The 24734-nt window shown below is 69.7% G+C and carries 26 protein-coding genes and 1 pseudogene; 13 read left to right on the top strand and 14 right to left on the bottom strand.

Annotated features, from left to right (window positions below; translation table 11 throughout):
* The first annotated feature begins 17 nt into the window (after nucleotides 1–17).
* The 5 genes and pseudogenes from Q4V64_RS20415 (at nucleotide 18) to Q4V64_RS20395 (ending at nucleotide 5554) form a co-directional block, all read left to right on the top strand.
* Nucleotides 18–548, top strand: a complete 531-nt coding sequence (locus Q4V64_RS20415; protein ID WP_216377640.1) for a hypothetical protein — start codon at nucleotides 18–20, stop codon at nucleotides 546–548.
* Nucleotides 549–580: 32 nt separating this feature from the next.
* Nucleotides 581–1639 (top strand): annotated as a pseudogene (locus Q4V64_RS20410) (hypothetical protein); the annotation flags it as partial.
* Between the two features lie 290 nt (nucleotides 1640–1929).
* Nucleotides 1930–3234, top strand: a complete 1305-nt coding sequence (locus Q4V64_RS20405; RefSeq protein ID WP_172629328.1) for a hypothetical protein — start codon at nucleotides 1930–1932, stop codon at nucleotides 3232–3234.
* 271 nt (nucleotides 3235–3505) lie between these two features.
* Nucleotides 3506–4183: a response regulator transcription factor gene (locus tag Q4V64_RS20400; protein WP_124441704.1), complete on the top strand. Its 678-nt coding sequence runs from the start codon at nucleotides 3506–3508 to the stop codon at nucleotides 4181–4183.
* A gap of 96 nt (nucleotides 4184–4279) precedes the next feature.
* Nucleotides 4280–5554 (top strand): ATP-binding protein, encoded by a 1275-nt coding sequence (locus tag Q4V64_RS20395; RefSeq protein ID WP_124441705.1) that lies wholly within the window; start codon nucleotides 4280–4282, stop codon nucleotides 5552–5554.
* 44 nt (nucleotides 5555–5598) lie between these two features.
* On the opposite strand, the gene Q4V64_RS20390 is transcribed toward Q4V64_RS20395, so the two are convergent.
* Nucleotides 5599–6147, bottom strand: coding sequence for a GtrA family protein (locus Q4V64_RS20390; RefSeq protein WP_124441706.1), 549 nt, complete (start codon nucleotides 6145–6147; stop codon nucleotides 5599–5601).
* 283 nt (nucleotides 6148–6430) lie between these two features.
* On the opposite strand from Q4V64_RS20390, the gene Q4V64_RS20385 reads away from it, so the two are divergent.
* From Q4V64_RS20385 to Q4V64_RS20370, 4 genes are all read left to right on the top strand, one after another.
* Nucleotides 6431–7591 (top strand): 5-(carboxyamino)imidazole ribonucleotide synthase, encoded by a 1161-nt coding sequence (locus Q4V64_RS20385; RefSeq protein WP_124441707.1) that lies wholly within the window; start codon nucleotides 6431–6433, stop codon nucleotides 7589–7591.
* Entirely contained in the window at nucleotides 7588–8112 is a 525-nt protein-coding gene (gene purE, locus Q4V64_RS20380) for a 5-(carboxyamino)imidazole ribonucleotide mutase (RefSeq protein WP_124441708.1), read from the top strand. The genes Q4V64_RS20385 and purE overlap by 4 nt, the downstream gene beginning before the upstream one ends.
* A gap of 8 nt (nucleotides 8113–8120) precedes the next feature.
* On the top strand, nucleotides 8121–9299 hold the full coding sequence (locus Q4V64_RS20375; protein ID WP_124441766.1) for a dipeptidase: 1179 nt from the start codon (nucleotides 8121–8123) through the stop codon (nucleotides 9297–9299).
* A gap of 173 nt (nucleotides 9300–9472) precedes the next feature.
* Nucleotides 9473–10594: a dipeptidase gene (locus Q4V64_RS20370; protein ID WP_124441709.1), complete on the top strand. Its 1122-nt coding sequence runs from the start codon at nucleotides 9473–9475 to the stop codon at nucleotides 10592–10594.
* A gap of 29 nt (nucleotides 10595–10623) precedes the next feature.
* Here the strand turns inward: Q4V64_RS20370 and Q4V64_RS20365 are convergent, their stop codons facing one another.
* Together Q4V64_RS20365 and Q4V64_RS20360 are read right to left on the bottom strand one after the other, a co-directional pair.
* Nucleotides 10624–11016: a VOC family protein gene (locus tag Q4V64_RS20365; protein WP_124441710.1), complete on the bottom strand. Its 393-nt coding sequence runs from the start codon at nucleotides 11014–11016 to the stop codon at nucleotides 10624–10626.
* A 66-nt stretch (nucleotides 11017–11082) separates the two neighbouring features.
* On the bottom strand, nucleotides 11083–11442 hold the full coding sequence (locus tag Q4V64_RS20360; RefSeq protein ID WP_124441711.1) for a VOC family protein: 360 nt from the start codon (nucleotides 11440–11442) through the stop codon (nucleotides 11083–11085).
* A 130-nt stretch (nucleotides 11443–11572) separates the two neighbouring features.
* Between Q4V64_RS20360 and Q4V64_RS20355 the strand changes: the two genes are divergently transcribed.
* Nucleotides 11573–12076 carry a CGNR zinc finger domain-containing protein gene (locus Q4V64_RS20355; protein ID WP_124441712.1) on the top strand — a complete coding sequence of 168 codons (504 nt, stop codon included), beginning with the start codon at nucleotides 11573–11575 and terminating at the stop codon, nucleotides 12074–12076.
* Between the two features lies 1 nt (nucleotide 12077).
* Here the strand turns inward: Q4V64_RS20355 and Q4V64_RS20350 are convergent, their stop codons facing one another.
* The 6 genes from Q4V64_RS20350 to Q4V64_RS20325 form a co-directional block, all read right to left on the bottom strand.
* Complete coding sequence (locus Q4V64_RS20350) at nucleotides 12078–12842, bottom strand: cupredoxin family copper-binding protein (protein ID WP_253267115.1); 765 nt, start codon at nucleotides 12840–12842, stop codon at nucleotides 12078–12080.
* Nucleotides 12839–13339 carry a hypothetical protein gene (locus Q4V64_RS20345; protein WP_124441713.1) on the bottom strand — a complete coding sequence of 167 codons (501 nt, stop codon included), beginning with the start codon at nucleotides 13337–13339 and terminating at the stop codon, nucleotides 12839–12841. The genes Q4V64_RS20350 and Q4V64_RS20345 overlap by 4 nt, the downstream gene beginning before the upstream one ends.
* Nucleotides 13340–13450: 111 nt before the next feature.
* Complete coding sequence (locus Q4V64_RS20340) at nucleotides 13451–14440, bottom strand: plastocyanin/azurin family copper-binding protein (protein WP_124441714.1); 990 nt, start codon at nucleotides 14438–14440, stop codon at nucleotides 13451–13453.
* Nucleotides 14441–14522: 82 nt separating this feature from the next.
* Complete coding sequence (locus tag Q4V64_RS20335) at nucleotides 14523–15866, bottom strand: CopD family protein (RefSeq protein WP_124441715.1); 1344 nt, start codon at nucleotides 15864–15866, stop codon at nucleotides 14523–14525.
* Complete coding sequence (locus Q4V64_RS20330; protein WP_124441716.1) at nucleotides 15863–16501, bottom strand: hypothetical protein; 639 nt, start codon at nucleotides 16499–16501, stop codon at nucleotides 15863–15865. Before Q4V64_RS20330 ends, Q4V64_RS20335 begins: the two co-directional genes overlap by 4 nt.
* Before the next feature lie 404 nt (nucleotides 16502–16905).
* On the bottom strand, nucleotides 16906–18249 hold the full coding sequence (locus Q4V64_RS20325) for a UDP-glucose/GDP-mannose dehydrogenase family protein (protein WP_124441717.1): 1344 nt from the start codon (nucleotides 18247–18249) through the stop codon (nucleotides 16906–16908).
* 211 nt (nucleotides 18250–18460) lie between these two features.
* Between Q4V64_RS20325 and Q4V64_RS20320 the strand changes: the two genes are divergently transcribed.
* The 3 genes from Q4V64_RS20320 to Q4V64_RS20310 all read left to right on the top strand — a co-directional run bounded on the left by Q4V64_RS20320 (nucleotide 18461) and on the right by Q4V64_RS20310 (nucleotide 21377).
* A complete protein-coding gene (locus Q4V64_RS20320) occupies nucleotides 18461–19618 on the top strand; it encodes an acyl-CoA dehydrogenase (protein ID WP_124441718.1) in 1158 nt (385 codons plus the stop codon).
* A gap of 171 nt (nucleotides 19619–19789) precedes the next feature.
* Nucleotides 19790–20365 carry a hypothetical protein gene (locus Q4V64_RS20315; protein ID WP_124441719.1) on the top strand — a complete coding sequence of 192 codons (576 nt, stop codon included), beginning with the start codon at nucleotides 19790–19792 and terminating at the stop codon, nucleotides 20363–20365.
* Entirely contained in the window at nucleotides 20331–21377 is a 1047-nt protein-coding gene (locus Q4V64_RS20310; RefSeq protein ID WP_172629326.1) for a site-specific integrase, read from the top strand. Before Q4V64_RS20315 ends, Q4V64_RS20310 begins: the two co-directional genes overlap by 35 nt.
* A gap of 105 nt (nucleotides 21378–21482) precedes the next feature.
* Here Q4V64_RS20310 and Q4V64_RS20305 read toward each other — a convergent pair whose 3' ends face one another.
* The 5 genes from Q4V64_RS20305 to Q4V64_RS20285 form a co-directional block, all read right to left on the bottom strand.
* The gene (locus Q4V64_RS20305; protein ID WP_124441721.1) at nucleotides 21483–21947 is read right to left on the bottom strand and encodes a hypothetical protein; all 465 of its coding nucleotides are present in this window, start codon (nucleotides 21945–21947) and stop codon (nucleotides 21483–21485) included.
* Between the two features lie 90 nt (nucleotides 21948–22037).
* Nucleotides 22038–22262: a DUF397 domain-containing protein gene (locus Q4V64_RS20300; protein WP_124441722.1), complete on the bottom strand. Its 225-nt coding sequence runs from the start codon at nucleotides 22260–22262 to the stop codon at nucleotides 22038–22040.
* Between the two features lie 651 nt (nucleotides 22263–22913).
* The gene (locus Q4V64_RS20295) at nucleotides 22914–23744 is read right to left on the bottom strand and encodes a helix-turn-helix transcriptional regulator (protein WP_124441725.1); all 831 of its coding nucleotides are present in this window, start codon (nucleotides 23742–23744) and stop codon (nucleotides 22914–22916) included.
* Nucleotides 23741–24262: a DUF6879 family protein gene (locus Q4V64_RS20290; RefSeq protein WP_124441726.1), complete on the bottom strand. Its 522-nt coding sequence runs from the start codon at nucleotides 24260–24262 to the stop codon at nucleotides 23741–23743. The genes Q4V64_RS20295 and Q4V64_RS20290 overlap by 4 nt, the downstream gene beginning before the upstream one ends.
* A complete protein-coding gene (locus Q4V64_RS20285; RefSeq protein ID WP_124441727.1) occupies nucleotides 24249–24455 on the bottom strand; it encodes a hypothetical protein in 207 nt (68 codons plus the stop codon). Before Q4V64_RS20285 ends, Q4V64_RS20290 begins: the two co-directional genes overlap by 14 nt.
* Nucleotides 24456–24734: the final 279 nt, after the last annotated feature.

The following is a 24734-nucleotide window of genomic DNA, read 5'->3' as shown; positions in this document are numbered from 1 at the left end:
GACCTCTGGAGCCGCCGATGCCGTCGATGCTGCCCCTGCCGCCGATGCCGCCGATGTCGTCCGCCGCCGACGGGTGGTCCGCCTCGCCCTCCGGCGGCAGCCGGCCGGCGTTCTACGCCGAGGGCGCCCCGGGGAGCGTGCTGCAGGACGCGGTGTCCGGCCGCGCGGTACGGATCCCCGCCCGCACCCGCGCCGACATCCCCTCCACGGTGACCGTCCCGGCCGGTGACCGCGCTGCCGAGATCGTCGTGTGCGGCGTGGACGGCGGCGTCCAGCGCGTCGGTCTCCGACTCCGCGTCACCGTCCCCGAGTTGTCCGCGCTGACGGTCGAGCACGTCGCCGTGCACGGCGACCACATCGCGTACGGCCTGGCCAACCGCGGTACGACGGCCCTCGTACCGCGGCTCGCGGTGCGCGCGGACGGTGGCGGTTCCTTCACCGCCGTACGACGACGAAGGCGCCGTAGGGACGACGGCGCTGGAGGGACGACGGCGCCGCGCTCCGAATCCCCGTGTGTGGAAGCCGAGTTGACGGGAGCGACGACGTGAGCGGCAAGGCACGGATGCGGATGCGGATGCGGATGCGGATGCGGATGCGGATGCGGATTCCGGCGACGCTGGCGGTGGTGCTCGCGCTGCTCCTGCTGCCCTTGGGCGGCACTGCCGTGGCGGCGGACGGGCCGAGTGTGAAGCTGTCCAAGTCGCAGGCGGGGACCGGGGGTTCGATCACCGTCACCGGTGACGGCTGGCGGGCGCGGGCGTTGCTGATGATCCTGATCTGCGGGCAGTCCGTGCCGTCGCGGGGCGTGGTCGGCGGCACCAACTCCTGTGCCAACGCGGACGGCCGGGCCGTCACCACCGACGCCGAGGGCCGTTTCAGCCGGAAGCTGCCGGTCGCCGAGCCGCCAGTGCCGTGTCCGTGCGTGGTGCACGTGGCGACGGTGACGGGGGCGAAGGCCGAGGCCGACGCGATCCTCCAGGTCGCCGGGCATGCCGTCGAACCGCTGCCCGCGGAGCCGGCCGGCGGACGTCTGTCGGTGCTCACCGACACCCGGCTCGACGGGTCGAGCGGGCTGCTGACCTGGTTCGGGGCACCGCCCGCACGCACCCTCGTCTTCACCGTCGGCAACGTCGGCAGCTCCGCCGTCAAGAACCCGGTGTTCCAAGTCGGCACCTCGCACGGCGTGTTCGCCCCACAGTGGCAGGAACAGCAGTGGCGCGGCACGGTCCAGCCCGGGAAGAAGGCGCGGATCAAGCTGCCGGTCGAGCTGGCGGGCGGAGCGCACGGCGACTACACCGTCTCCCTGAAGTACGGCGGGAAGGTCCTCGCCGAGCAGCCCTGGGGCGTGGGGCGGCCCTGGGGCGTGACCCTGTTCTGGATCCTGGTCTGCCTGGTCGTCCCGGCCGCGGTGTTCCGCGCCGGCATGGCGGTGGTGGACCGGGTCCGGCCGCGGCGCGCCGGCGGGATCCGGCATCGCGGGCTGCGGCTGCCCGAAATCGCCCTGCGCCTCCCGGGATCGAAGGCTTCCGGCGTAGTCGCCGAGCCGGAGGCCCCCTCTGCTTCGGCCCTGCCGTGGTTCACCCCGGACGCCGATCCGGGCGCGGCCGGTCGACTCTCCGCACCGAATGTCTCCGCACCGAATGTCTCCGCACCGAATGTCTCCGGACCGCACGTCTCCGGACCGCACGTCTCCGGACCGCACGTCTCCGCACCGCACGTCTCCACACCGCACGACTCCACACCGCACGTCTCCGCACCGCACGACTCCGATGTCTCCGCACCGCACCTCTCCGCACCGCAAGACTCCGCACCGCACGACGACAGCCCGACGAGTACGACTCCCACCAGAAAGGGACCCACGTGAGCGAGCGAAGGAGAGTCACATCGGCCGGTGCGGGGAGGAGAGCGGGCGCGGCGGGTCTCGGGCTGGTGCTCGGCGGCGCGGGCGTCCTGCTCGGTGTGGCCGCGGGGCCCGCCCAGGCCGCCGAGGTGTCGTACGCGACCCGGTGCGTGCCGCCCGCGGCCTCCGGCCTCGAGCCCGTCGAGGGCACGACCAAGGTGGAGATCACCGCGCCGGCCACGGCGAAGGTCGGCGAGGAGGTGGAGGTGGCGTGGAAGTTCGTCCAGGCCGCCTCGAAGAACCCCGACCTGATCGACCTGCCGGCGAACTCGGTCCAGCCGTCCGGCACGCTGAAGGCGGCCGGTGCGCAGACCGCCGCTGTCGCCATGCAGGGGCCTCGGGAGAACCCCGCGATCCCCAAGGGCGGCGCCATGGTGCTGTCCGACATGAAGGGCAAGCTGAAGCTGACGGCGCCCGGGCAGGTGACGCTGACGCCGGACGCGTACGACATCAACGTCATGTCCACGGACACGAAGTGCGCGCCCACGGGTGCCGTGCAGCCGGCGGCGACCATCGACGTGACGGCGGGCGACGGAACATCCACCTCCACGCCGAGCGGATCCCCCGATCCGACGAGCAGCGCCTCCGCGACGCCTCCCACGAGTACGCCGAGCGCGTCGGCGAGTGAGAGCGGGGGGAGCGGGGGGAGCGGAGGCTCGGACACGGGCGGTACCGGAGGCGGGAGCGGGCAGACCGACTTCACCGGCGAGGAGGTCCGGGTGCCGTACGCCTGCAAGACGCCCATCGGGGACAAGAACGCGACCTCGCCGGTGCGGATCGACGCCAAGAAGAACGGCGGGAGTTTCGATCTCACGGTGCGGTTCGGGGCGTCGGTGATGGACAGCCCGGCCGACATTCCCAAGGGCTCGGTGAAGCCGTCGATGGAGGTGGTCCTGGGTGGCGCCGACAAGGGCACGGTGCATGTGGAGGGCCCGGTGAACGACGAGGACATCAAGTCCGGGGAGCCGATCGAGATCCCGGACCTGACCGGCACGTACAAGCCGGGGGCGAGCGGCAGGTCGACGTTGTCGCCGGGCGTCCTGACGGTCAAGGCCCTCGGCACGACCACGACGTGCACCCCGACCAAGTCGGTGGCCTCCCTCACCCTGGACACCGCGGAACAGGCGGGCGGGGCGTCCGGAGGCTCGGCCGGGTCGGGCGCATCGGGCACATCGGGCACATCGGGCGGCTCGGGAGGCTCTTCGACGGGCGGCCTGGCGGCGACCGGCGCCGGGGACGACGGCACCCTGAAGGCCCTGGGCCTGGTGGCGGGGACGGCGGTCCTGCTGGGCGGGGCGGTGTTCGCGTTCATGCCGGGACGGAAGATGCGCTAGGGCCTGTGTCGAAAGTGGCGCCTGCCGGGCGACGCCGCAGTGACATCAGCCTCCCCCACTCTCGGCTTCGCTCGAGCGGGGGGACCCCCATCGCGGCGGGCGCCCGGCCCGCCCTCCGGGCGGACGACGCCACTTTCGACACAGGCCCTAGCCCGCGCTGTCTCGGAACCGAGGTGTTTGGGGTGACCAACTCACGCAAAATGTCCCAAGGTAAGAATCACGCTTACGGATCACACTCCAGCTCTTGTCATAGGCGGACTACCATCACCTCATGACCCGTGTACTGCTCGCCGAGGACGATGCGTCCATCTCGGAGCCGCTGGCCCGCGCCCTGCGCCGGGAAGGGTATGAGGTGGAGGTGCGTGAGGACGGCCCCACCGCACTCGACGCCGGAATCCAGGGCGGCATCGACCTGGTCGTGCTCGACCTGGGTCTGCCCGGGATGGACGGCCTGGAGGTGGCCCGTCGGCTGCGCGCCGAAGGCCACACCATCCCGATTCTCATCCTGACCGCGCGCGCCGACGAGGTGGACACCGTCGTCGGCCTGGACGCGGGCGCCGACGACTACGTCACCAAGCCCTTCCGGCTCGCCGAACTGCTCGCCCGCGTCCGGGCCCTGCTGCGGCGCGGCGCCGCGGAGCCGGCGCAGCCGCCCTCGACGCACGGCGTGCGCATCGACGTCGAGTCGCACCGGGCGTGGATGGGGGACGAGGAGCTTCAGCTCACCGCCAAGGAGTTCGATCTGCTGCGGGTTCTGGTGCGGGACGCGGGGCGCGTGGTCACGCGTGACCAGCTGATGCGCGAGGTCTGGGACACCACGTGGTGGTCGTCGACCAAGACGCTGGACATGCACATCTCCTGGTTGCGGAAGAAGCTGGGGGACGATGCGGCCAATCCTCGGTACATCGCCACTGTGCGGGGTGTGGGGTTCCGCTTCGAGAAGAGTTAGCGGGCTGCTTGCGTTGCGCGAGGCGCCCCTTCCGACACACCCCCTAACCGGGCGCTGCCCCCAACGCCACCATAGAGTCACCGCCCGGAGGGCCCCGTGCGTCGCCGTCTCATCCAGTCCACCCTCGCTGTCGTGCTTGTGGTGATCGCTGTCTTCGGTGTCTCCCTCGTCATCGTCGAGACCCGCACCATCAGCAACAGTGCCCAGGAACGCGTGGACCTGGAGGCCGCGCGGCTGGCCAGCATCGTGGACAGTCGGCTTCTCGGCGCGGGGACCGTCGACGCGGAGGTCCTCCAGGACCAGGTCACGGGCGAGCGCTTCGCCGTGATCCGGATTCCGGGGGAGCCGGTCATCGAGGTCGGTTCCCGGCCCAGCGGTGACGTCATCCGGGGCGAGGCCGAGGGCGAGGAGGGCGAGACCGTCGTCGTCGAGGAGCCGCGCTCCTCGGTGACCCGAGAGGTCGGCCGTACGCTGCTGATCATCGGGTTGGTGGCGCTGCTGGCGGTGATCGCCGCGGTACTGCTGGCGATCCGCCAGGCCAACCGGCTCGCCTCCCCGCTCACCGACCTCGCGGAGACCGCCGAGCGCCTCGGCTCGGGCGACCCGCGCCCTCGGCACAAGCGGTACGGCGTCCCCGAGCTGGACCGGGTCGCCGACGTCCTCGACTCCTCCGCCGAGCGCATCGCCCGCATGCTCACCGCGGAACGCCGGCTCGCCGCCGACGCCTCCCACCAGCTGCGTACACCCCTCACCGCCCTGTCCATGCGCCTGGAGGAGATCACCCTCACCGACGACCCGGACACGGTGAAGGAGGAGGCCACGATCGCGCTCACCCAGGTCGAGCGCCTCACGGACGTGGTCGAGCGGCTGCTGACGAACTCCCGCGACCCCCGCACCGGCTCCGCCGTCACCTTCGACCTCGACGAGGTCATCCAGCAGCAGCTCGCCGAGTGGCGCCCCGCCTACCGCAACGTGGGCCGGGCCATCGTGAGCTCCGGCAAGCGGCATCTGCGGGCGGTCGGCACGCCGGGGGCGGTCGCGCAGGTGCTGGCCGCGCTGATCGAGAACTCCCTCATGCACGGCGGCGGCACGGTCGCGCTGCGCACCCGCGTCACCGGCAACCAGGCCGTCATCGAGGTCACCGACGAGGGGCCCGGCGTCCCCGCCGACCTCGGGGCACGGATCTTCGAGCGCGCGATCAGCGGCCGCAACTCCACGGGCATCGGCCTGGCGGTGGCCCGTGACCTCGCGGAGGCCGACGGGGGACGCCTGGAGATGCTCCAGGCCCAGCCGCCGGTGTTCGGACTGTTCCTGTCGCGCACGCCGGTGAAGAAGTCGGCGGCGGAGAACGCGGAGCCGACGGTTCGCTGACCGTTCGGCTGTTCGGCAGGGCCTACAGCACGCGTCGACAGGGCCTACGGCACGCGCTGCTTGGGGCGCGGCTTCTTCGCCTGCGCCTCCAGGAACGACTCCGCGCCCGCCACGGCCTCCTTGGCCGGCAGCGTCCGGAACACCCACGTGCGGTAAGACCAGAAGCGGAACAGCGTCGCGACGCCGATGCCGACGAACTTGAAGATGTTGCTCTGCAGGGAGCTGTCCCAGCCGAAGCCGTACGTCGCCGTGTAGAGCACGCCGTTCTCGATCACCAGCCCGACCGCGCTGAACGCCAGGAACAGCATGAGTTCCCTGGTACGGCCGCTCTTGTCGCGGTCCCGGTAGGTGAAGTAGCGGAAGCCGACGTAGTTGAAGGCGATCGCGACGATCGTGGCTATGACACTCGCCCGGACCACCTGGAGGTCGGTCACATGCCGTACCAGGTTGAACACCAGGAGGTTGACCAGGACGCCCGCTCCGCCCACCGCGCCGAACTTGGCGACCTCGCGCGCGAGCCGGTCGAGTCGCTGCCGCGCCGCGCTGCGGGATGCTTCGGGCGCCGTTCGGAGCCCCTTGGAACCACGTTCCATGGCTGTCCAGGCCCCCGTCCGGTCGGTTTCGTCAACCCAGCCATGCTAACCACCCCCCTTCGGTGATCGCCTGCGGACGGGGTCACAGGTCCGGAACGACGGGCCCGGACGTCCGGAAACACGGGGCCGACGTCCGGAAAGAGGCGCCCAGATGTCCGGAAAGAGGTGCCCGGGCGCACGGAAAGCAGGACCAGGCGTCCAGAAAGAGGCGCCCAGGCGTCCGGAAGGAGCGGCTCACAGCACGGGAAATCGGCCACCGTGGCGTGGCCGATACGCTAGGGGCGTGACGTTTCCGGTAGTCGGCATGGTCGGCGGGGGGCAGCTCGCTCGTATGACACACGAGGCGGGCATCCCGCTCGGCATAAGGTTCAAGCTCCTCAGTGACACCCCGCAGGATTCCGCGGCGCAGGTGGTGAGCGATGTCGTGATCGGCGACTATCGCGACCTCGACACGCTGCGCGAGTTCGCGCGGGGCTGTGACGTGATCACCTTCGATCACGAACACGTACCCACCGAGCATCTTCGGGCGCTGGAGGCGGAGGGCATTCCCGTCCGCCCCGGCCCGGACGCGCTCGTGCACGCCCAGGACAAGGGCGTGATGCGGGCGAAGCTCGACGCGATCGGGGTGCCGTGCCCGCGGCACCGGATCGTGAGCGACCCGGCCGATGTCGCCGCGTTCGCGGCGGAAGGTCTTCCCGAAGGCGCCGAGGGCGACGGCTTCCCGGTCGTCCTGAAGACCGTCCGCGGCGGCTACGACGGCAAGGGCGTGTGGGTCGTCGACGACGCGGCGCAGGCCGAGGAGCCCTTCCGCGCCGGCGTCCCCGTTCTCGCCGAGGAGAAGGTCGACTTCGCCCGGGAGCTGGCCGCCAATGTCGTGCGCTCCCCGCACGGCCAGGCCGTCGCCTACCCGGTCGTCGAGTCCCAGCAGGTGGGCGGCGTCTGCGACACGGTCATAGCGCCCGCCCCCGACCTCGACCAGGACCTGGCGCTCAAGGCCGAGCAGATGGCCCTGACCATCGCCAAGGAGCTGGACGTCGTCGGCCACCTCGCCGTCGAGCTGTTCCAGACCCGCGACGGCCGCATCCTCGTCAACGAACTCGCGATGCGCCCGCACAACTCCGGACACTGGACCCAGGACGGCGCGATCACGTCCCAGTTCGCCAACCACGTCCGGGCCGTCCTCGACCTGCCCCTCGGCGACCCGCGCACGCGCGCGAAGTGGACGGTCATGGTCAACGTCCTCGGCGGCGACTACCCGGACATGTACGCCGCGTACCTGCACTGCATGGCCCGCGACCCCCAGCTCAAGATCCACATGTACGGCAAGGACGTGAAGCCCGGGCGCAAGGTGGGCCACGTCAACACCTACGGCGACGACCTGGACGACGTGCTGGAGCGCGCCCGTCACGCTGCCGGCTACCTGAGAGGCACGATCACCGAATGAGCCCTGTTGTTGGCATCGTCATGGGTTCCGACTCCGACTGGCCCGTCATGGAGGCCGCCACCAAGGCCCTCGACGAGTTCGAGATCGAATACGAGGTCGACGTCGTCTCCGCGCACCGCATGCCGCGCGAGATGCTCACGTACGGCGAGCAGGCCGACGAACGCGGACTGAAGGTGATCATCGCGGGTGCGGGCGGCGCCGCCCACCTGCCCGGCATGCTCGCGTCCGTGACCCCGCTGCCGGTGATCGGCGTACCCGTGCCCCTGAAGCACCTCGACGGCATGGACTCGCTGCTGTCCATCGTGCAGATGCCGGCCGGTGTCCCGGTCGCCACCGTCTCCGTCGCCGGCGCGCGCAACGCGGGCCTGCTCGCGGTCCGGATCCTGGCGGCGAGCGACGACGAACTCCGCTCCCGGATGCGGGACTTCCAGCAGGAGCTGAACGACCAGGCCACCGACAAGGGCAAGCGCCTGCGGGCCAAGGTCGACGGATCGGGCAACGGCTTCGGCTTCGGGAAGTGACGGCCGCCATGACCTCGGTGGAGGCAGCCCGGGAACTCCTCGCCGAGTTTCCCGTCGTCGACGGCCACAACGACCTCCCCTGGGCGCTGCGCGAACAGGTTCGCTACGACCTCGACGCCCGCGACATCGCCGGCGACCAGAGCGCCCATCTGCACACCGACCTGGGGAGGTTGCGCGCGGGCGGCGTCGGCGCGCAGTACTGGTCGGTGTACGTGCGCGCCGACCTGCCGGGCGCGGTGCCGGCCACGCTGGAACAGATCGACTGCGTACGGCAGTTGCTGGCACGCCATCCGAAGGATCTGCGCCCCGCGCTGACGGCGGCCGACATGGAGGCGGCGCGCGCGGAGGGCCGTATCGCCTCGTTGATGGGCGCGGAGGGCGGCCACTCCATCGCCAACTCCCTCGGCACCCTGCGGGCGTTGTACGCCCTCGGCGTCCGCTACCTGACCCTCACCCACAACTACAACGTGGACTGGGCGGACTCCGCGACCGACAAGCCGGGCGTCGGCGGTCTGTCGGCCTTCGGCCGTGAGGTCGTGCGGGAGATGAACCGGGAGGGCATGCTCGTCGACCTCTCGCACGTGGCGGCGACGACGATGCGGGACGCGCTGGACGCCACATCCGCCCCGGTGATCTTCTCCCACTCCTCCTCGCGGGCCGTCTGCGACCACCCGCGCAACATCCCGGACGACGTCCTGGAACGCCTCCCCGCGAACGGCGGCGTGGCGATGGTCACCTTCGTCCCGAAGTTCGTGCTCCAGGCGGCCGTCGACTGGACGGCCGCGGCGGACGAGAACATGCGCGCCCACGGCTTCCACCACCTCGCCACCACCCCCGAGGCGATGAAGGTGCACCGCGCCTTCGAGGAGCGGCACCCGCGCCCGGTGGCGACGGTCTCGACGGTGGCCGACCACCTGGACCACATGCGCGAGGTGGCCGGCATCGACCACCTCGGCATCGGCGGCGACTACGACGGCACGGCCTTCACCCCGGACGGCCTGAACGACGTCTCCGGCTACCCGAACCTGATCGCGGAACTCCTCGACCGAGGCTGGTCCAAGCCCGACCTGGCCAAGCTGACCTGGCAGAACGCGGTACGGGTGCTGGGCGCGGCGGAGGACGTGGCACGTGATCTTCAGGCGGCGCGGGGGCCGTCCAACGCGACGATCGGGTCGCTGGACGGCTGACCGTGTAGCGGTACCGGTCGCCAAGTGCGTGGAAAGGCTGCGGGACCCGGCTCGCCAGGGTCCGCCAGGGTCGCTGAACCGGCCTACCCTCGAACGCCCCGCCCACCAGGCAAGCCCGCCCGGACCCGTGCGACGGTGGCCGTACTTCGGATCACGACGTACGGAGCCCCGTCATGGCAGACCTCCAGGACGACCTGCACCCCACCCCCGTGGCCGACGAGCTCGACGACCTGCCGGAGCTCCTGCCCGCCGACCTCTTCCCGGCAGCCCCCGTCGCCGACCCGGACGCCTCCCCGCTGGAGCGGGCCCGCGCCATCCTGGCCGCCTACCCCGTCGCCGACGGCTACAGCGGGCTGCCCTGGGCCCTGCGGCACCTGCCCTGGTACGACCTGGAGCTCGGTGAGAGCGCCGTCGACACGGACGTACCGCGGCTGCGCGAGGGCCACGTCGGTGCGCTGCTGTCGTCGCTGCACCTGCCCGAGGGCCTCGCGGGTGACCGGGCCGTCGGTGCCACTCTGGAGCAGTTGGACCTGGTGAAGACGGTGGTGCGCACCCACCCGGAGGGCCTGCGCCTCGCCCACTCCGCCGGCCAGACCATCGACGCACGCAACTGCGGCCGCGTCGCCGTCCTGCTCGGCCCCGCCGGAGCCGCCGCCCTCGGCGACTCCGTCGGCATCCTGCGCTCCCTGCACGCCCTCGGCCTGCGCGTCCTCACCCTGTCGGGCGTGTCCTGGGCGAGCGAGGCCGGACTGACCCGCTTCGGCGAGGAGGTCCTCAGGGAGATGAACCGGCTCGGCGTCCTCGCCGATCTCTCCGGCACCTCCGCGGAGACGATCCGCCGGACGCTCGCGGTCTCCAAGGCGCCCGTGCTGTGCACCCGCTCCGCCGCCCGCGCCCTGCGCCCCCACCCGTCGAACCTCCCCGACGACCTGCTCGCCGAGCTGGGCCAGGCCAAGGGCCTGTGCATGGTGCCGCTGACCGCCGAGCAGACCGGCGCGACCGTCCGGGACGTCGCCGACCACCTCGACCACGTGCGCGCGGTCGCGGGCCCGGAGTCCGTGGGCCTGTCCGGCACCTACGACGCCGGCACCGCCCACCCCCAGGAGCTCGGCGACACCTCCTGCTACCCGCACCTCGTCGCAGAGCTGCTGAACCGCGGCTGGACCGACACCGACATCGCCCACCTGACCTGGGTCAACGTCCAGCGCGTCCTGCGCGAGGCCGACTTCACCGCCCGCGCGGCCCAGCAGCGCCGGGAGCCGTCCACGGCGAAGATCGCGGACCTCGACGGGTAGTGCCCCGGCACCAGGCAGTCCCAAAGGGGCTAAATCGGATCGATCCGGCAGAGGCAGAACGGATGGCCGGCCGGATCGGCGTACACCTGGAAGTCCTTCTTCTCCCGGTCCTCCAGGTCCAGCGGGCGCGCGCCCAGCGCCAGGACCTTCTCGTGGGCCGCGTCGATCTCCTCCCAAGTGGTTCCGGCGTCGAAGTCGATGTGGAACTGCTGCGAGTTCCGGTCCGCGCGCGGCCACTGAGGCGGGGTGAAGCCCGGCGCCCGCTGGAAGGCGAGCCGGGGCCCGTCCGGAATCCGCAGGACGACCCAGTCGTCGTCCTCGGCCTCGGGCGTGCCGCCGCCGACCTGCGCGTAGAAGGCGGCGAGTGCGTGCGGGTCGGGACAGTCGACGACGACGGAACGGAAACGTGCCACGGGTGCCATGGATCCTCCCGGGTCAACAGACGGTCAGAGGCGGTCAGAGGCGATCAGAGAGACGATCGGCAGGCGTCAGCCGGCGCACAGACAGAACGGGTGCCCCGCCGGGTCCGCGTAAACCCGGAAGGTCCGCGAGCGGTCCTCCGTGTCCAGCGGCTTCGCGCCCAGCGCGAGCACCTCCTTCTCGGCCGCGTCCAGGTCCTCCACGTCCAGATCCAGATGGAACTGCTGCGAGCGGTCGGGCTCGGGCCACTTCGGCGGTACGAAGCCCGGGGCGGCCTGGAAAGCCAGCGTCTGCCCGTCGGGCAGCTTCAGGTCCACCCACTCTCCCTCGTCCACGACGGTGCCGCCGAGCACGTCGGCATAGAAGCCGGCCAGGGCGCGCGGGTCGGGACAGTCCAGGACGACGGAACCCAGCTTGGCGAGAGCCATGACTTCCTCCTCGAAGTCGGTGTTACCTGCCTTCGGGTTACCCATAAAGCCGGGTAACCGGTAACGGTTACCTCATGCTCCCGCATTGGAGGTAACGTCGCAAGGGAAATTCGAGAGGTGGCGCACAGACATGAGCGAGAGATCGCCCGCCCCGGGAGGCCTCGCCCTGGTCGAGTCCCTGGTGAACACCCTGGACATCGAGTCCGGCACCGACGCGCTCGACACGGCTGACGGCCGGGCGCCTTTCGGGCTGACTCAGGACGAGATCCCGGACGCCCGGGCGCTGCGCGAGTCGCTGCGCGCGACCCTGCTCGCGCACGCGGGCCACCCGCCGCACGGGGCGGTGACCCCGCTGGGGGAACTGCTGGCGGCGGCTCCGCTGCTGGTGAGGGTCGACGCGGGCGACGGCTCGGCCGCCCTCGCCCCCGCCCACGAGGGTCCTCTGCTCTCCCGCGTCGCCGCCGCCGTCGCCGAGGCGCTGGTCGCGGGCACCTGGTCACGCCTGAAGGCCTGCGAGGCCGCCGACTGCTACTGGGCGTACTACGACCGCAGCCCGGCCGGCCGCGGCCGCTGGTGCTCGATGCGGGTCTGCGGGGCCCGCGCGAAGATGCGCCGCTACCGGGCGAAGGACTGACCTACGCCTCCTCCTTCCCGCGCGCATTCCCCTGCGCATTCCCCTGCGCGGTCCCCGGCGCGTTCCCGTACGGCGCCGCCGCCCGGGAACCGACCAGCAACAGGCACAGCACCGCGACACCGGCCACGATGCCCGCCAGCACGAGCAGGGGATCGAGCGGGCGGACCGTCGAGGCGGTGGTCTGGGTCTGAGTCATCTGTGACCCCTGAGGTGACTGGGGCGTCGGCGATGCCTGGGGTACGGCCGCCCCGGAGGCGGCCGGAGACGGCGACGAGGACGGCTTCCGCGTCGCCGGCCGCTTGCTGCTCGCCGTGGTGCGGTTCGCGCTCGGCGCGGTCGCGTGGTGGCCCGCTTGTCCCCCCGTGGAGTCGTGCTCGTGGGTCGGGGGCGCCGCCGGCGTTGTCTCCGGTGCCGCCGCGCGGACCGTGATCCCGGCCGTCATGTCCGGGTGGACGGTGCAGTAGTAGCCGTACGACCCGGCCGCGGTGAACGTGAAGCTCCAGCTCTGCCCCTTGCTGAGCATGGGGGAGTGGATCGAGACCGGGCCCGAGGTGGTCTTCACGTCGTGCGGTGCCGTGTCCTGGTTGGTCCAGGTCACCGTGGACCCGGCGGGGACGGTCAGGGACGCGGGCGCGAAGGCGTACCCCTTCATCGCGACCCGGTACGTGGCCGCCGACGCCTGCCCGGGCGGCAGCAGCGGCAGGGCGAGCAGCGCGAGGACGGCGGAGGTGACGGCACCCCGGGCCGCCCGCCGTGGCGCCCTCACGCGAACTCCGCCGCGACGAGCAGCCGCAGCCGGGTGGCCGGACGCCGCCACGGCAGCCGGAACCCGGTGGCGCGGCGCAGCAGCCGGTACGGCAGCCGGGCGGTGCCCACGACGAGCAGCCGGTCGTCGGCGCGGTCGACCACGCGCAGGTGGAGCAGGGCGGGGAAGGCGGTGCCGTTCAGGTGGAGGTCGGCGGTGAGCCGGAGACGGTCGCCGGTCCCGTCGATGTCGACGCGCTCGGAGCTGAGCACGGCATGGAGCGGGCTGCCGTCGAACTCGTAACGGAAGAGGGGTTCTTCGCCGTCGTCGGACACCGTGAGGGAGGCGCCGGCGAGGCGGACCCGGCGGCGCAGGGTCGGCAACGGGCCGTACCAGGCGGTGAGTTCGACGAGCGAGCGGCCGGGGGCCACGGAGTACCGACCGGACAGGGGCAGTTGACCGAGGGAGTCCTGGGACTCGGGCGGGGGCGGAACAGTGGGCAGGGTGACGGTCGTCATCCCGGTCTCCTTGGAATGCGGTTCCCGAAGCGTGGCGATGGTGTGGAGAATGGAGTGGGCGCCGCTCCGGCCGGCTGAGCCCCGGCCGGAGCGGCGCCCACCTCTGTCCCGTCAGCAGTTGTCGGTGAGGAAGTCCGTGGTGGGCGTGAGCATCTGCCCGGCCCAGACGGTGTGCATCTTCACGTAGCTGTCGGGGTTGAGCAGGTCGGTGACCTGCTGTCCGAGCGATTCCTCCAGGTGTGCCTTGTTGACGTGGTTCAGCAGCACGCTGAGGGTGTCGTCGAGCACCGTGCCGCCGCCTTCGACGGCGGGCTTGAGGATGCTCTCGACCCACACCGTGTGCATCTTGATGTACGAGTCGAGCGCGAGCGCGTCCTGCACCTGCTCGCCCGGGGACCGCTCCAGGTGCGCCACGTAGAGGTGCTGGAGGATCGGCAGCAGCACGTTCTGGACGCTGGTGCACTGCTCGTCGTCACCGGAGCCGCCACCGGAACCGCCCGTGGGAGTCGGCGTGGGGGCGGGCGTCGTGGGAGGAGCGGGAGTCGGGCCGGTCGTGGGCGGGGCCGTAGGTGTGGGCGTGGGTGTGGGCGTCGATCCGCCACCACCGCCGGAGCCCTCGACGACCTTCACCGACGACACCATGTCCGGGTGCACGGCGCAGTAGTACTCGTACGTCCCGGCCTTGGTGAAGGTGTACGACCACGAGTCACCCTGGTTCAGCGTCCCGGAGTCGAATTTCACCGGGGCCTTGGTCGTGGTGACCGTGTGCGGCACGCTGTCGTGGTTGGTCCACTGCACCGTCTGGCCGACCTCGACGACGAACTGCTTTCCGTCGCCGAACTTGTTGCCCATGATGTCGACCTGGTAGTCGGCCTCGGCGGCCGCCGCGGGCTGCGCCTCGGCGGCAGCGGGCGCCTGAGCCGCGTCCGCTACCTGCTCCGAGGAGCCGACCTGGCTGGAGCCCGAGGCCGCGCTCAGCAGCCCGAGACTGAATACGGCGGCCAGGGCCGCACCGAGCCCGGCGACCAGCAGACCCCGGTTCCCGGCGGGCGGCCTGCGCCGCCGCTGCCCGGTCGCACCGGTCTCATCGCTTGGTTTCACTTCGACTCCTTTGTGCATGGGGTTGTGCTTTGGGATTTGTGCGTTGGTCGGGTTTGTGCGTTGAGGGTGTGCGTTGGGTGGTTCAACGGCCGGGATCGGCCGTCACCAGCAGACTCGTCACGGCGAGCACGACGAGGACGAGCCCCGTCTCCACCGCGACCGAGTAACCGAAGGGCCGCACGGTGGCGGCGTCGCCGCGCAGCAGCACGGCGAGATCGAGGCGGGTGCGCACCCACTGGCGGCTCGCGTACGCGGCCAGCAGGACGCCCCCGAGGACGGCCGTCTTGATCAGCAGCAGCTGTCCGTACGAGGTGTGCAGCAGGGCGTCGTACGACCCCACCACCTGCCAGGCGAGCACCAGCCCGGCGCCGACGATGCCGGTGACGCTCACCGTCGCGAGCCGCGAGTAGCCCGGCACCACCGCGGCCAGCTCCCCGGCCCGGCGGCGCGGCAGCACGGCCATCGTGAGCACCGCCAGCCCGCCGATCCACAGCGAGGCGCCCAGCAGATGCACGAAGTCGGCGACGGCACCCCAAGTCGGTTCGCTGCCCTCGGAGTTGTGGCCCGCCATGCCGGTCGTACGCAGCAGCCCGAACGTCACCGCGAGCGCGCCCACCCGCCAGCCGGGGGAGCGGGAGGTGCCCTCCCCGCCCTGCAGCAGCGCGCCCAGCACCACGGCCGCCAGCACCCACAGCAGACCGCGCGAGGCGATCACCACGCCGGGTTCGGTGGCCAGTACATCGGCGTACGTCGCCGGGCGCAGCGCGTCCCGCAGGCCGCCGAGGGCGGTGTACGCGCCCTGGAGGCCGAGGCTCGCGACCGTGGCCAGCAGTCCGACCGTCCAGGCGAGCGTGAGCAGCGCCCGGGCCCGCGGCTCGTGCGCGCCGCGCGGCCACAGCATTGCGACGAAGGCGAGCCCGCCGACGAACAGGGCCAGCGCCAGGTAGCCGGCCCAGCGGGCGGCGACGAGACCCTTGCGCACCGAGGGGGAGGGTGCGGGAGCGGGGGCCGCGGCTTCGCCGCCGCCGTCCTTGGCGACAGCGGCCGGTGCGGCACCGATGGTGTAGGCGATCCGGCCGGAGGAGGCGTGCCCGTCCTCCGCGTCGACGACCGACCAGACGACGGCCAGATCGCCGTGCGCCGGGGCGGTGAGGGCGACGCGCACGGCGTCGGCGCCGCCGCCCGGCGCGCGGGACACCGGGAGCCGGTCGCCGGCCACCGTCAGCACGCGGACGTCGGCGAGGTCGACGGGTTCGTCGAAGGTGAGGGTGAGGTGGTCGGGGGCCCGCTTCAGGTCCGTGCCGTCCTTGGGGGAGGCGGCGACCAGTTCGGTGTGGGCGGAGGCGGCCTGGGGTGCGCCGATCAGGCCGTAGAGGACCGGGGTGAGGACGAGCAGGAGCAGGGTGCGGCGGACGGTCTGTGTCACGGGGTCGCCTCCGGCTGCGGGGAGGCGGTGCCGCCGAGGAGACTGGTCACGGGGGCGAGGCCCACGCAGGGGGAGGGCTGCGGTTCGGGCTCCGGGGTCGCGTCCGTGCCGTCGGTCCCCGTCGGGTCGAGGAGGCCGAACACGGGCTGGGCGAGTCCGGTGAGCAGCGGCCGTACGAGGGTGACCTCGCCGTCCTCGCAGGTGTCGGGGTCGGTCGGCGAAGGGGTGGGAGTGGGCGTCGGGGACGCGGTCCCGCCGGGGGGCGGGGTCTCGTGGCCGGAGTGGCCGCCGGGGCCGGTGTCGCCGCCGTGGCCCGTGTGGCCGCCCTGGCCGCCGGTGCCGTACCCGGTGTCCCCGCCGATACCGCCGTACGGCGGCAACCCCCCGCCGGTCACCGGGAATTGCCCCGTCCCCGCTCCCGGATCCTGCGCACCGGCGTCTCCCGGGGCGGCCGGGCTCGTCGGTGCCGTGGCCGCGGGCGGTGACGTCGGGGGAACGGCGGCCTCGGTGGTGCGGGCGGGGGCGCCGATGCCCGAGGCGTATCCCAGCACGATCACCACGGCGCCGACGAGCGCGCCCGCCACCACTTCGTCGCGGTGGTCCGTTGGCCACTCCGCCCTACGGAACAAGGGCATGATCACTCCTGGCATGGTCAGGTCAACCAAATGGAAGGTGTGGCGAATGACGACCAGTGGAATGGAGGGCGGATTCCGCATGGCTACGCGTCGGTTAACCGTCCGTTGCCTACCTCTCTTTCGCAGGGGGGTGGACTGTGAGAACGGTCAATTCCTCATATTGCTCGAATGGAATTCGAACGCGTGTTGATGATTTCAGGGAGGGTAGGCATATGTAGGCGTGCTCGACCTGGTCCTGCACGCCTGTGCGCAGCCGGTGAGACCGGCCGTCGCCGTGAAGTCGTACAGGAAATCTCCGTATTCTCGCCCATTTCTTCACCGAGCCACGCGAGAATTCCTGGAGTTATGTCGAACCTGTCGTTAATTCAAGGAAACTCGACCGAATTCCCGGAACTGGCCGGCTCTCAGGCGGTCGGCCGCCCCATCGCCCGGTACGTCCATCCGGCCTTCCGCCACAACGCGGGGTCGAGGGCGTTGCGCCCGTCGAGGATCAACCGGCTCGCCGCCACCTCGCCGAGCGCCGCCGGGTCCAGCTCCCGGAACTCCCGCCACTCCGTCAGATGCAGTACGGCGTCCGCGCCCCGCACGGCCTCGACGGCGGTGTCGGCGTACCCGAGCGTCGGGAAGATACGGCGGGCGTTGTCCATGCCCTTCGGGTCATACACCGTCACCTGGCCGCCCTGGAGGTGGATCTGCCCGGCCACATTCAGCGCAGGCGAGTCCCGGACGTCGTCCGAGTCCGGCTTGAAGGTCGCACCGAGTACGGCGACCCGCTTGCCCAGGAAGGGCCCGCCGCCCAGCGCCTGCCGCGCCAGCTCCACCATCTGCCCGCGCTGGCGCATGTTGATCGAGTCGATCTCGCGCAGGAAGGTCAGCGCCTGGTCGGCGCCCAGCTCACCGGCGCGCGCCATGAAGGCACGGATGTCCTTGGGCAGACAGCCGCCCCCGAACCCGATCCCGGCCCGCAGGAACTTCTTCCCGATCCGGTCGTCGTACCCGATGGCCTCGGCCAGTTTGGCGACATCGCCACCGGAGGCCTCGCACATCTCCGCCATGGCGTTGATGAAGGAGATCTTGGTGGCGAGGAAGGAGTTCGCCGAGGTCTTCACCAACTCGGCGGTCGGGAAGTCGGTGACGACGAAGGGAGACCCCTCCGCGATCGGCGTGGCATACACCTCCCGCAGCAGCTGCTCCGCCCGCTCGCTCCGCACCCCCACCACGATCCGGTCCGGATGCAGCGTGTCCTGCACGGCGAAGCCCTCGCGCAGGAACTCCGGATTCCAGGCCAGTTCGGCGTCCGTACCGGCGGGGGCGTGGTCGGCGAGGTAGCGGGCCAGCCGGTCGGCGGACCCCACCGGGACGGTCGACTTGCCGACGACGAGGGCGGGACCGGTCAGGTGCGGGGCGAGGGAGGCGAGCGCGGAGTCGACGTACGACATGTCGCAGGCGTACTCGCCGTGACGTTGCGGGGTGGTCACGCACACGAAGTGGACGTCACCGAACGCGGCGACCTCGGCCCAGTCCATGGTGAACCTCAGACGCCCGCTGGACCCTTCGATGCCGGCGACGTGCTTGCGCAGCAGATCGTCGAGGCCGGGCTCGTACATGGGAGCCTCGCCGCGCTCCAGCTTCGCGATCTTCTCGGGCACGACGTCGAGTCCCAGCACCTCGAACCCGAGCTCGGCCATGGCCGCGGCGTGCGTGGCGCCGAGGTAGCCGGTGCCGATCACGGTGATCTTGAGGCTCATGGGGTGCTCCAGGGGGACGGCGTAGTGCGGGGTAGTACGCGTGGGGGCGCGCGGCAAGAGCATAGTCGGGGCATGGGAAAGCCCCTTGGCGGGCAACTTTCCCGCTGTCGCCAAGCTCACGTATCACTCCCGTGGGAGGGCCTCTAAAATTTGAGTTACTTAACGGTAATTAGCGTCCGCACCCCGCAGCCTCTTTGGAGCGTGAGAGACCTTGGCCGGATCGGCTGACTTCGACCTGTACCGCCCGTCCGAGGAGCACGACATGCTCCGTGACGCCATCCGCTCGCTGGCCGAGGCGAAGATCGCGCCGTACGCCGCCGTGGTGGACGAGGAGGCGCGCTTCCCCCAGGAGGCGCTGAACGCCCTCGTGGCCAACGACCTGCACGCCGTCCACGTCCCCGAGGAGTACGGCGGCGCGGGCGCGGACGCGCTGGCCACGGTGATAGTGATCGAGGAGGTGGCGCGGGTGTGTGCCTCCTCCTCCCTGATCCCGGCGGTGAACAAACTGGGTTCGCTGCCCGTGATCCTCTCCGGCTCGCAGGACCTGAAGAAGAAGTACATGACCCCGCTCGCCAAGGGCGACGCGATGTTCTCGTACTGCCTGTCCGAGCCCGACGCGGGCTCGGACGCGGCCGGCATGAAGACGAAGGCGGTCCGCGACGGCGACCACTACGTCCTCAACGGCGTGAAGCGCTGGATCACCAACGCGGGCGAGTCGGAGTACTACACGGTGATGGCCGTGACCGACCCCACCAAGCGCTCGAAGGGCATCTCGGCGTTCGTGGTCGAGAAGTCGGACGAGGGTGTCTCCTTCGGCGCCCCGGAGAAGAAGCTCGGCATCAAGGGCTCTCCGACCCGCGAGGTCTACCTGGACAACGTTCGCATCCCCGCCGACCGCATGATCGGCGAGGAGGGCACGGGCTTCGCCACAGCGATGAAGACCCTGGACCACACCCGCATCACGATCGCCGCGCAGGCGCTGGGCATCGCGCAGGGCGCGCTGGACTACGCGAAGGGCTACGTCCAGGAACGCAAGCAGTTCGGCAAGCCGATCGCCGACTTCCAGGGCGTCCAGTTCATGCTCGCCGACATGGCCATGAAGATCGAGGCGGCCCGCCAGCTGACGTACGCGGCGGCGGCGAAGTCCCAGCGAGGTGATTCCGACCTCACCTTCCAGGGCGCGGCGGCGAAGTGTTTCGCGTCGGATGTGGCGATGGAGGTGACGGTGGACGCGGTGCAGTTGCTGGGTGGATACGGGTATACGCGGGATTATCCGGTGGAGCGGATGATGCGGGATGCGAAGATTACGCAGGTGTATGAGGGGACGAACCAGATCCAGCGGATAGTCATGGCCCGCAACCTGCCGTAACCGCTGGTGAGCTGACGGTCGAAGGGCGCCCCCTGCAGGGCGCCCTTCACTCTTTTGGATTACAGAGACATGGAACTTGGTTTCTGTCGTGTCTCGTGTCCTAGCCTTCAGGTGTGGCCGGGGGCTTCCCGGCACACGGCGGACGTCGTATGCCGCGCTACGTTTCGACCTGTGACCACATCATCAGGTGAGGAATTGCCCGAGGGATGGCGTCTGGATGGCGAGCAGCTCATCCACGAAGCCGAACTGCACGGCTGGAAGCTGACCGTCGTGAGCTGGCTCGACGCGCCATGGGACGGCCCGGCGAGCCTCCACATCGATCCGCCTGATGATCCACACGCCAGAGTCGATACGGACGGCATCACGGCGGAGCTCATGCGATCGATCTCCCTCGCGGAGATCCGCAGAACGGCGAAGGAACTGCGTGCGTGCCTGGGCCGGTCGACTGACGAGGCCACCGTTGCGGCGGTGCTTCAGCGGGTCGAGACGGATCGGGAGTACGCCCTGATGGCACGTGAGTACGTGCGCCTGGTGCGGCAGGGGTATCGAAGCCCTGTCACGAGGCTCGCGACTGCGTGGGGGCTCAGCCGCAACACCATCAGCGGACGCGTACGACGGGCACGAGCCATGGGCTTCCTCGACGGATCGCCGGGCAGACCTGCGGACCGCCTGACCGAGAAGGCCAGGCGGCACCTGGAGGGGGACGATGCACGTGACGGGGAACGAGGCGGGGCCGACGGACGGTGAGCCGCTTGTGGCGGTCTTCGAGCGATGGGCCACGACGAGAGGGGTGGAGAACAGCAGCGTCAAGCAGTACCGGACGATCCTGGCTCGGACCGTGGCGCCATTCTTCGGCGACCACGGCGTCAGGGGCGTTACCTCGTCACAGGTCGAGAAGTGGGTGGACTGGATGACCCATTCGCTTGGCCACAAGCCCTCCACCGTTCGATTCCGCTTCAGCATCCTCATGTCGGTGTTCAGTTGGGCGATGGAGAAAGGGCTGGTCGACGTCAACCCGTGCCGGGCAGTGGCTCTCCCCGTGAGCGGCGCCCGGACGTACCGGGACCAGCGCGCGGAGGTCCACGTCCCTGGGACGGAGACGGTACTCGCCGTCATCGGAGCCGCCCCGGAGCGGTACCGGGGGATGCTCTGGCTGATGGCCGGTTGTGGACTGCGGCTCGGCGAGGCCATGGGACTCGGCCGCGACCGAATCTCCTTCACCCGGCAACTGATCACAGTCGACCGGCAAGTCGCCTGCGACCGGGACACCGGGTCGGGACGGTACGGCAGCATGCGACTGCGCCACACCAAGTGGCGTGAGGACGGAGAGCAAGGCCGTCGGGTGCCGCTCCCTGATGTGGTGGGCATGGCCCTGCGCCGCCACCTCAGGGATCACGCCACCTGGGGTGAGGAGGAACTACTGTTCAGCAACGCGACAGGCACTGGACTGCTGTACCCGTACTACTGGTACGGCCGGATCTGGCGCCCCGCGCTTGCCACAGCAGGCGTCGAATACTTCAAGTCGCATAGCCTGCGGCACTTCTACGCGGCGTCGCTTCTGAGTCAGGGGGTTCCGGTCTCAGAGGTCTCGGCCTGGCTGGGCCATACGTCGGTGAGCTTCACTGAGCGGTATTACGCGGACCTGATGCCGGACGCCCCTGACCGTGCGCGGCTCGCGATCGACGGGACCTTGGGACTGGGCCGACAGGCGACTCCTGCAACGGGCGTGCCCAGACTCCATGGGATGGCGTTGGCGTAGCGAACTGGAGACGCTGCCGAGCTGCCAGATCGCTCAAGGCACGCTCGGTAGCTGTGTTTCAGCCCAGCCACCGAAGGTTGGCTGGGCTCTTCGTTGCTTCGATCACTAGGTAGGGCAGGCCAACTCAGGAGTCGAGCGGTTCGGGGAACACGTCACCACCGCCAGGGAGAGATACGAAGGGCGTTCGAGGTAGAAGCCGAGCGACACGTCACCGCCCCAGCCCAGCCGCTCCACCGCCGAGTTGACGAGCCTCGCCATGTGTGCAGTGTCGCGCTCCGCCGCGAAGGCGAAACGGGGTGCGTACTCGGACAGCCGCGCGGCAAGCCACGCGACTGCCTCTTTCGGCTCGTCCCAAGTGCCTCGCACCAGCGCTTGCGGCTTGACGAGCCAGTAGGCCGTCTCCAGTGGCGGCAGATCCACTACGGGGAACTCCGCTACCACCTCCCGGTACCGCTGGATCAGTTCCGGCTTGCTGCCAGCCGGAGGCGGCTCGGTATGCGGAGGTCGCCGTAGGGCCTCGGCGTCGAAGCGCTCTTTCGGGCCGGTCCACAGATAGCCGTGATGGTGCACCAGTCGTTCCCGTTCGGTGTTCGCAGTCGAAGCCGGCCGGTCCCGACGCGATGGAGGGGTGGGTCGGGACCGGCCGACGAGGGAGAAGGGTCAGACGGACAGGCCGAACCGCACCGGATCGATGCCGGCCGCGTCCAACTCCTCCGTGGTGAACCGCAGCGGCTCCGCGTCCGGCCGCTTGCTGTCACCGAGAGCCCAGGCGTTGTCGCCGATCCGGGCCAGCGTCACGCACCCCTCGGTGCAGGGACCGCCGCACGCCTTCACGAACGAGGTCCCGTCGATGTCGAGCGCGTACAGGTCACTTCCGTTCAGCATGACTGCACCTTCCTGTTCAACTGTCGCGGCCATGACTGACCGCCGCCGCCCATGCCGGGCGGGAGTTTGTTTTTCTGGCTGACCTTGGGACCGTGCTGGGGGAAGTGAATGCGAGCTGCTGCCTTTCCTCATTCGCTCATGAAGGTTCATCAGATCCCTACAGACACGGATTTCTCCCAGGCGATCAGAGGGCCTACCGCTTGGTGCAGCGCCAGCACTCACACGGTGGCCACTGATTCGTCATCAGGGGCGGGAGATCATCCGTTGCGAATACGTTCCGTTCGGACTCCCATGTCTGCCCGGAGTCGCGAGACACCCGCAGCGTCAGCAAGGGCCAGTCGGTGAAGAGTCCTGAATCCTGTCCGTTGCTCATGACGCATGCGCTTCGTCCTGGTGCCGCCGCAGTTCCACATTCGCGTCAGAAACAGCGCTGTAGTCGCCTCTGGACTGGGCGTTTTGCCGCCGCACGCAGATACCGAGACAGGCGCCGCAGCCTGGTTTTGCTTTCGGTTCCGGAGGCAGCTCTGTCAGCCCGTACCCCTGAGGTTTCTGCGTACCTGCCATCAGCCCTCCCCGGTTTCATGACACTTTCATGATTCACCGGGTGGCGAGTGAGGTGTGCCAATATTCCAGTTACGGACTAAAGATCAGTCATCGGTAGAGATCTGCCCACTGTTGGAGCAAACCCCTTGCCTCGTTATCAAAGCAAGCCTGCTGCTCAAAAATCGAGAACACGGCAAGGTACTCGGATACGTCTCGAGAGTCCCGAAAAACCATGCGGCCAGTGAAGTTCTCCACCGTGGCCAGGCGGTCGTCATAGATCGTGAAGGTATTCATCGGGCCTCGGGGCATGACAGTGGCAAACGGAACTACGCCGATGCGAAGGTTCGGCAGGTGGGAAAGTGAAACAAGACGGTCAATCTGCACCGCCATAGCAGGTGCCGTCAGGATCGCCCACCTTGCTGCCTGCTCCGTGAGAAGGAACGTGAAAGTCTTCGACGTGTCGTAGAGAACGGCCTGGCGCTCCAACTTGCGTGCCGCAGTCTTAGATGAGTCGCCCGGCGTATGGCTCAGGCTGCCGCGAATGTACTCGGGCGTGGCCAACAGGCCAGTGATCATAGAAGGAAGGAAGTATCTCAACTCCGTCGCGTCGGACTCCAGCGAGGCCAGCTCTGCCTGACGTTTCTCCATGCCTCGACGCCAGGAAGAGCGTTTATCCTGCCACTCGGTATTCGCGATGCGCGCGAGAGCTGTAATCTCATAGACCAGTTCAGGGGGAGCGTCGAGCGCTCGAAGAATACGCTCAACATCCACCAGTTTCGGCGTCTTCTTGCCTGTCTCGAACTTACTGATCTGGCTCTGGGACATGTTGCAGCGACGAGCGAGCCGGTCACCTGTGAGACCGGCTCGCTTGCGCAGTTCGCGGAGCCTTTCTGCTAGATCTGTCCGCGACTGTCCCAGCTGCTCAGGATCAAACGTCACCCGAATTCTTTCACGTACTCGGCGAACGGTACGGAGTGAGCCAGGGCGATCCGCCTCCACTCCAAATACGGAGCAAGATCGCCCGTGAACAACTCTCGGTTGATCTGCGTCCCGTCCGTCCGGAAGTTGAGGTGTACTATTCGCGTTTCGTCGAACATCCACCAATCCGTTCCTGAGAGGGGGAGCCCGTAGTCATCCTGTGTGACATCCAGGATGCGGATGTCTTCCCCGGCTTTGATGTTTCCGGGGATTCCCCAGGCGAATTGGTACCGCTGATAGTCCGTCAACGGCTGCCGCACGACTCGTACGCGCCCGATGGAGCGCCCTGACGTCACAAATCCCCGTACCCGCTCATGCCAGCGTGAATTGTGGTCCGCGGGCTTCGGCTCCCCCCGAAGGAAGCGGGCGACGTTCTCGGCCTCCCTCGGCATCGTGTAGGTGGGCTGGGCCTCGAACCGCCATGCGTCACGTTCGTACGCGTCGAAGGTCCGACGCCACTCGTCATCATCCAAGAGCACGTACGGCCTCCCTGAGTACTGCTTCCGGGATCTCCACCAAGGCCTCGCCTTCCGGTGCTACGAAGGCGTGGGACACGTTGCCTTGAACCACGAGGGAGCCGTTTGCCGTGCGGTAGACGTTCGGGCAGTCGTCGTCATCGCAGTTGGGCCCGTCGAGCTTGCCGGTGAGTCGCGTGAGTCCCTCGCGTGCCACGGTGCCTCCTCTTCTCGGGCCCCGTTCGGCGCCTCCGCAACGACGCTACGGAGGAACATCGCTGCACGTCCATGCCGACTCTGGACTATTCCCGATCTGGAATAAACGATCTAGGCCCGTCGTCTGCCATCGACGATCTTGATCGCGGCTGGCTTTCGTGAACCCTTCGCGACTGCCCCTCCGGGCTTCTGCTCGGCACGACGGTACGCGGACCGTGGCCGCGCACCCCTCCGCCAGACCACGGAGTTGCCCAACTACCCCCCATCCCCGACAACTTGT

The sequence above is a fragment of the Streptomyces sp. NL15-2K genome (assembly GCF_030551255.1).
GTDB lineage: Bacteria > Actinomycetota > Actinomycetes > Streptomycetales > Streptomycetaceae > Streptomyces.
The sequence above is the reverse complement of the archived record's forward strand: the minus strand, read 5'-3'. Positions and strand labels throughout refer to the sequence as shown.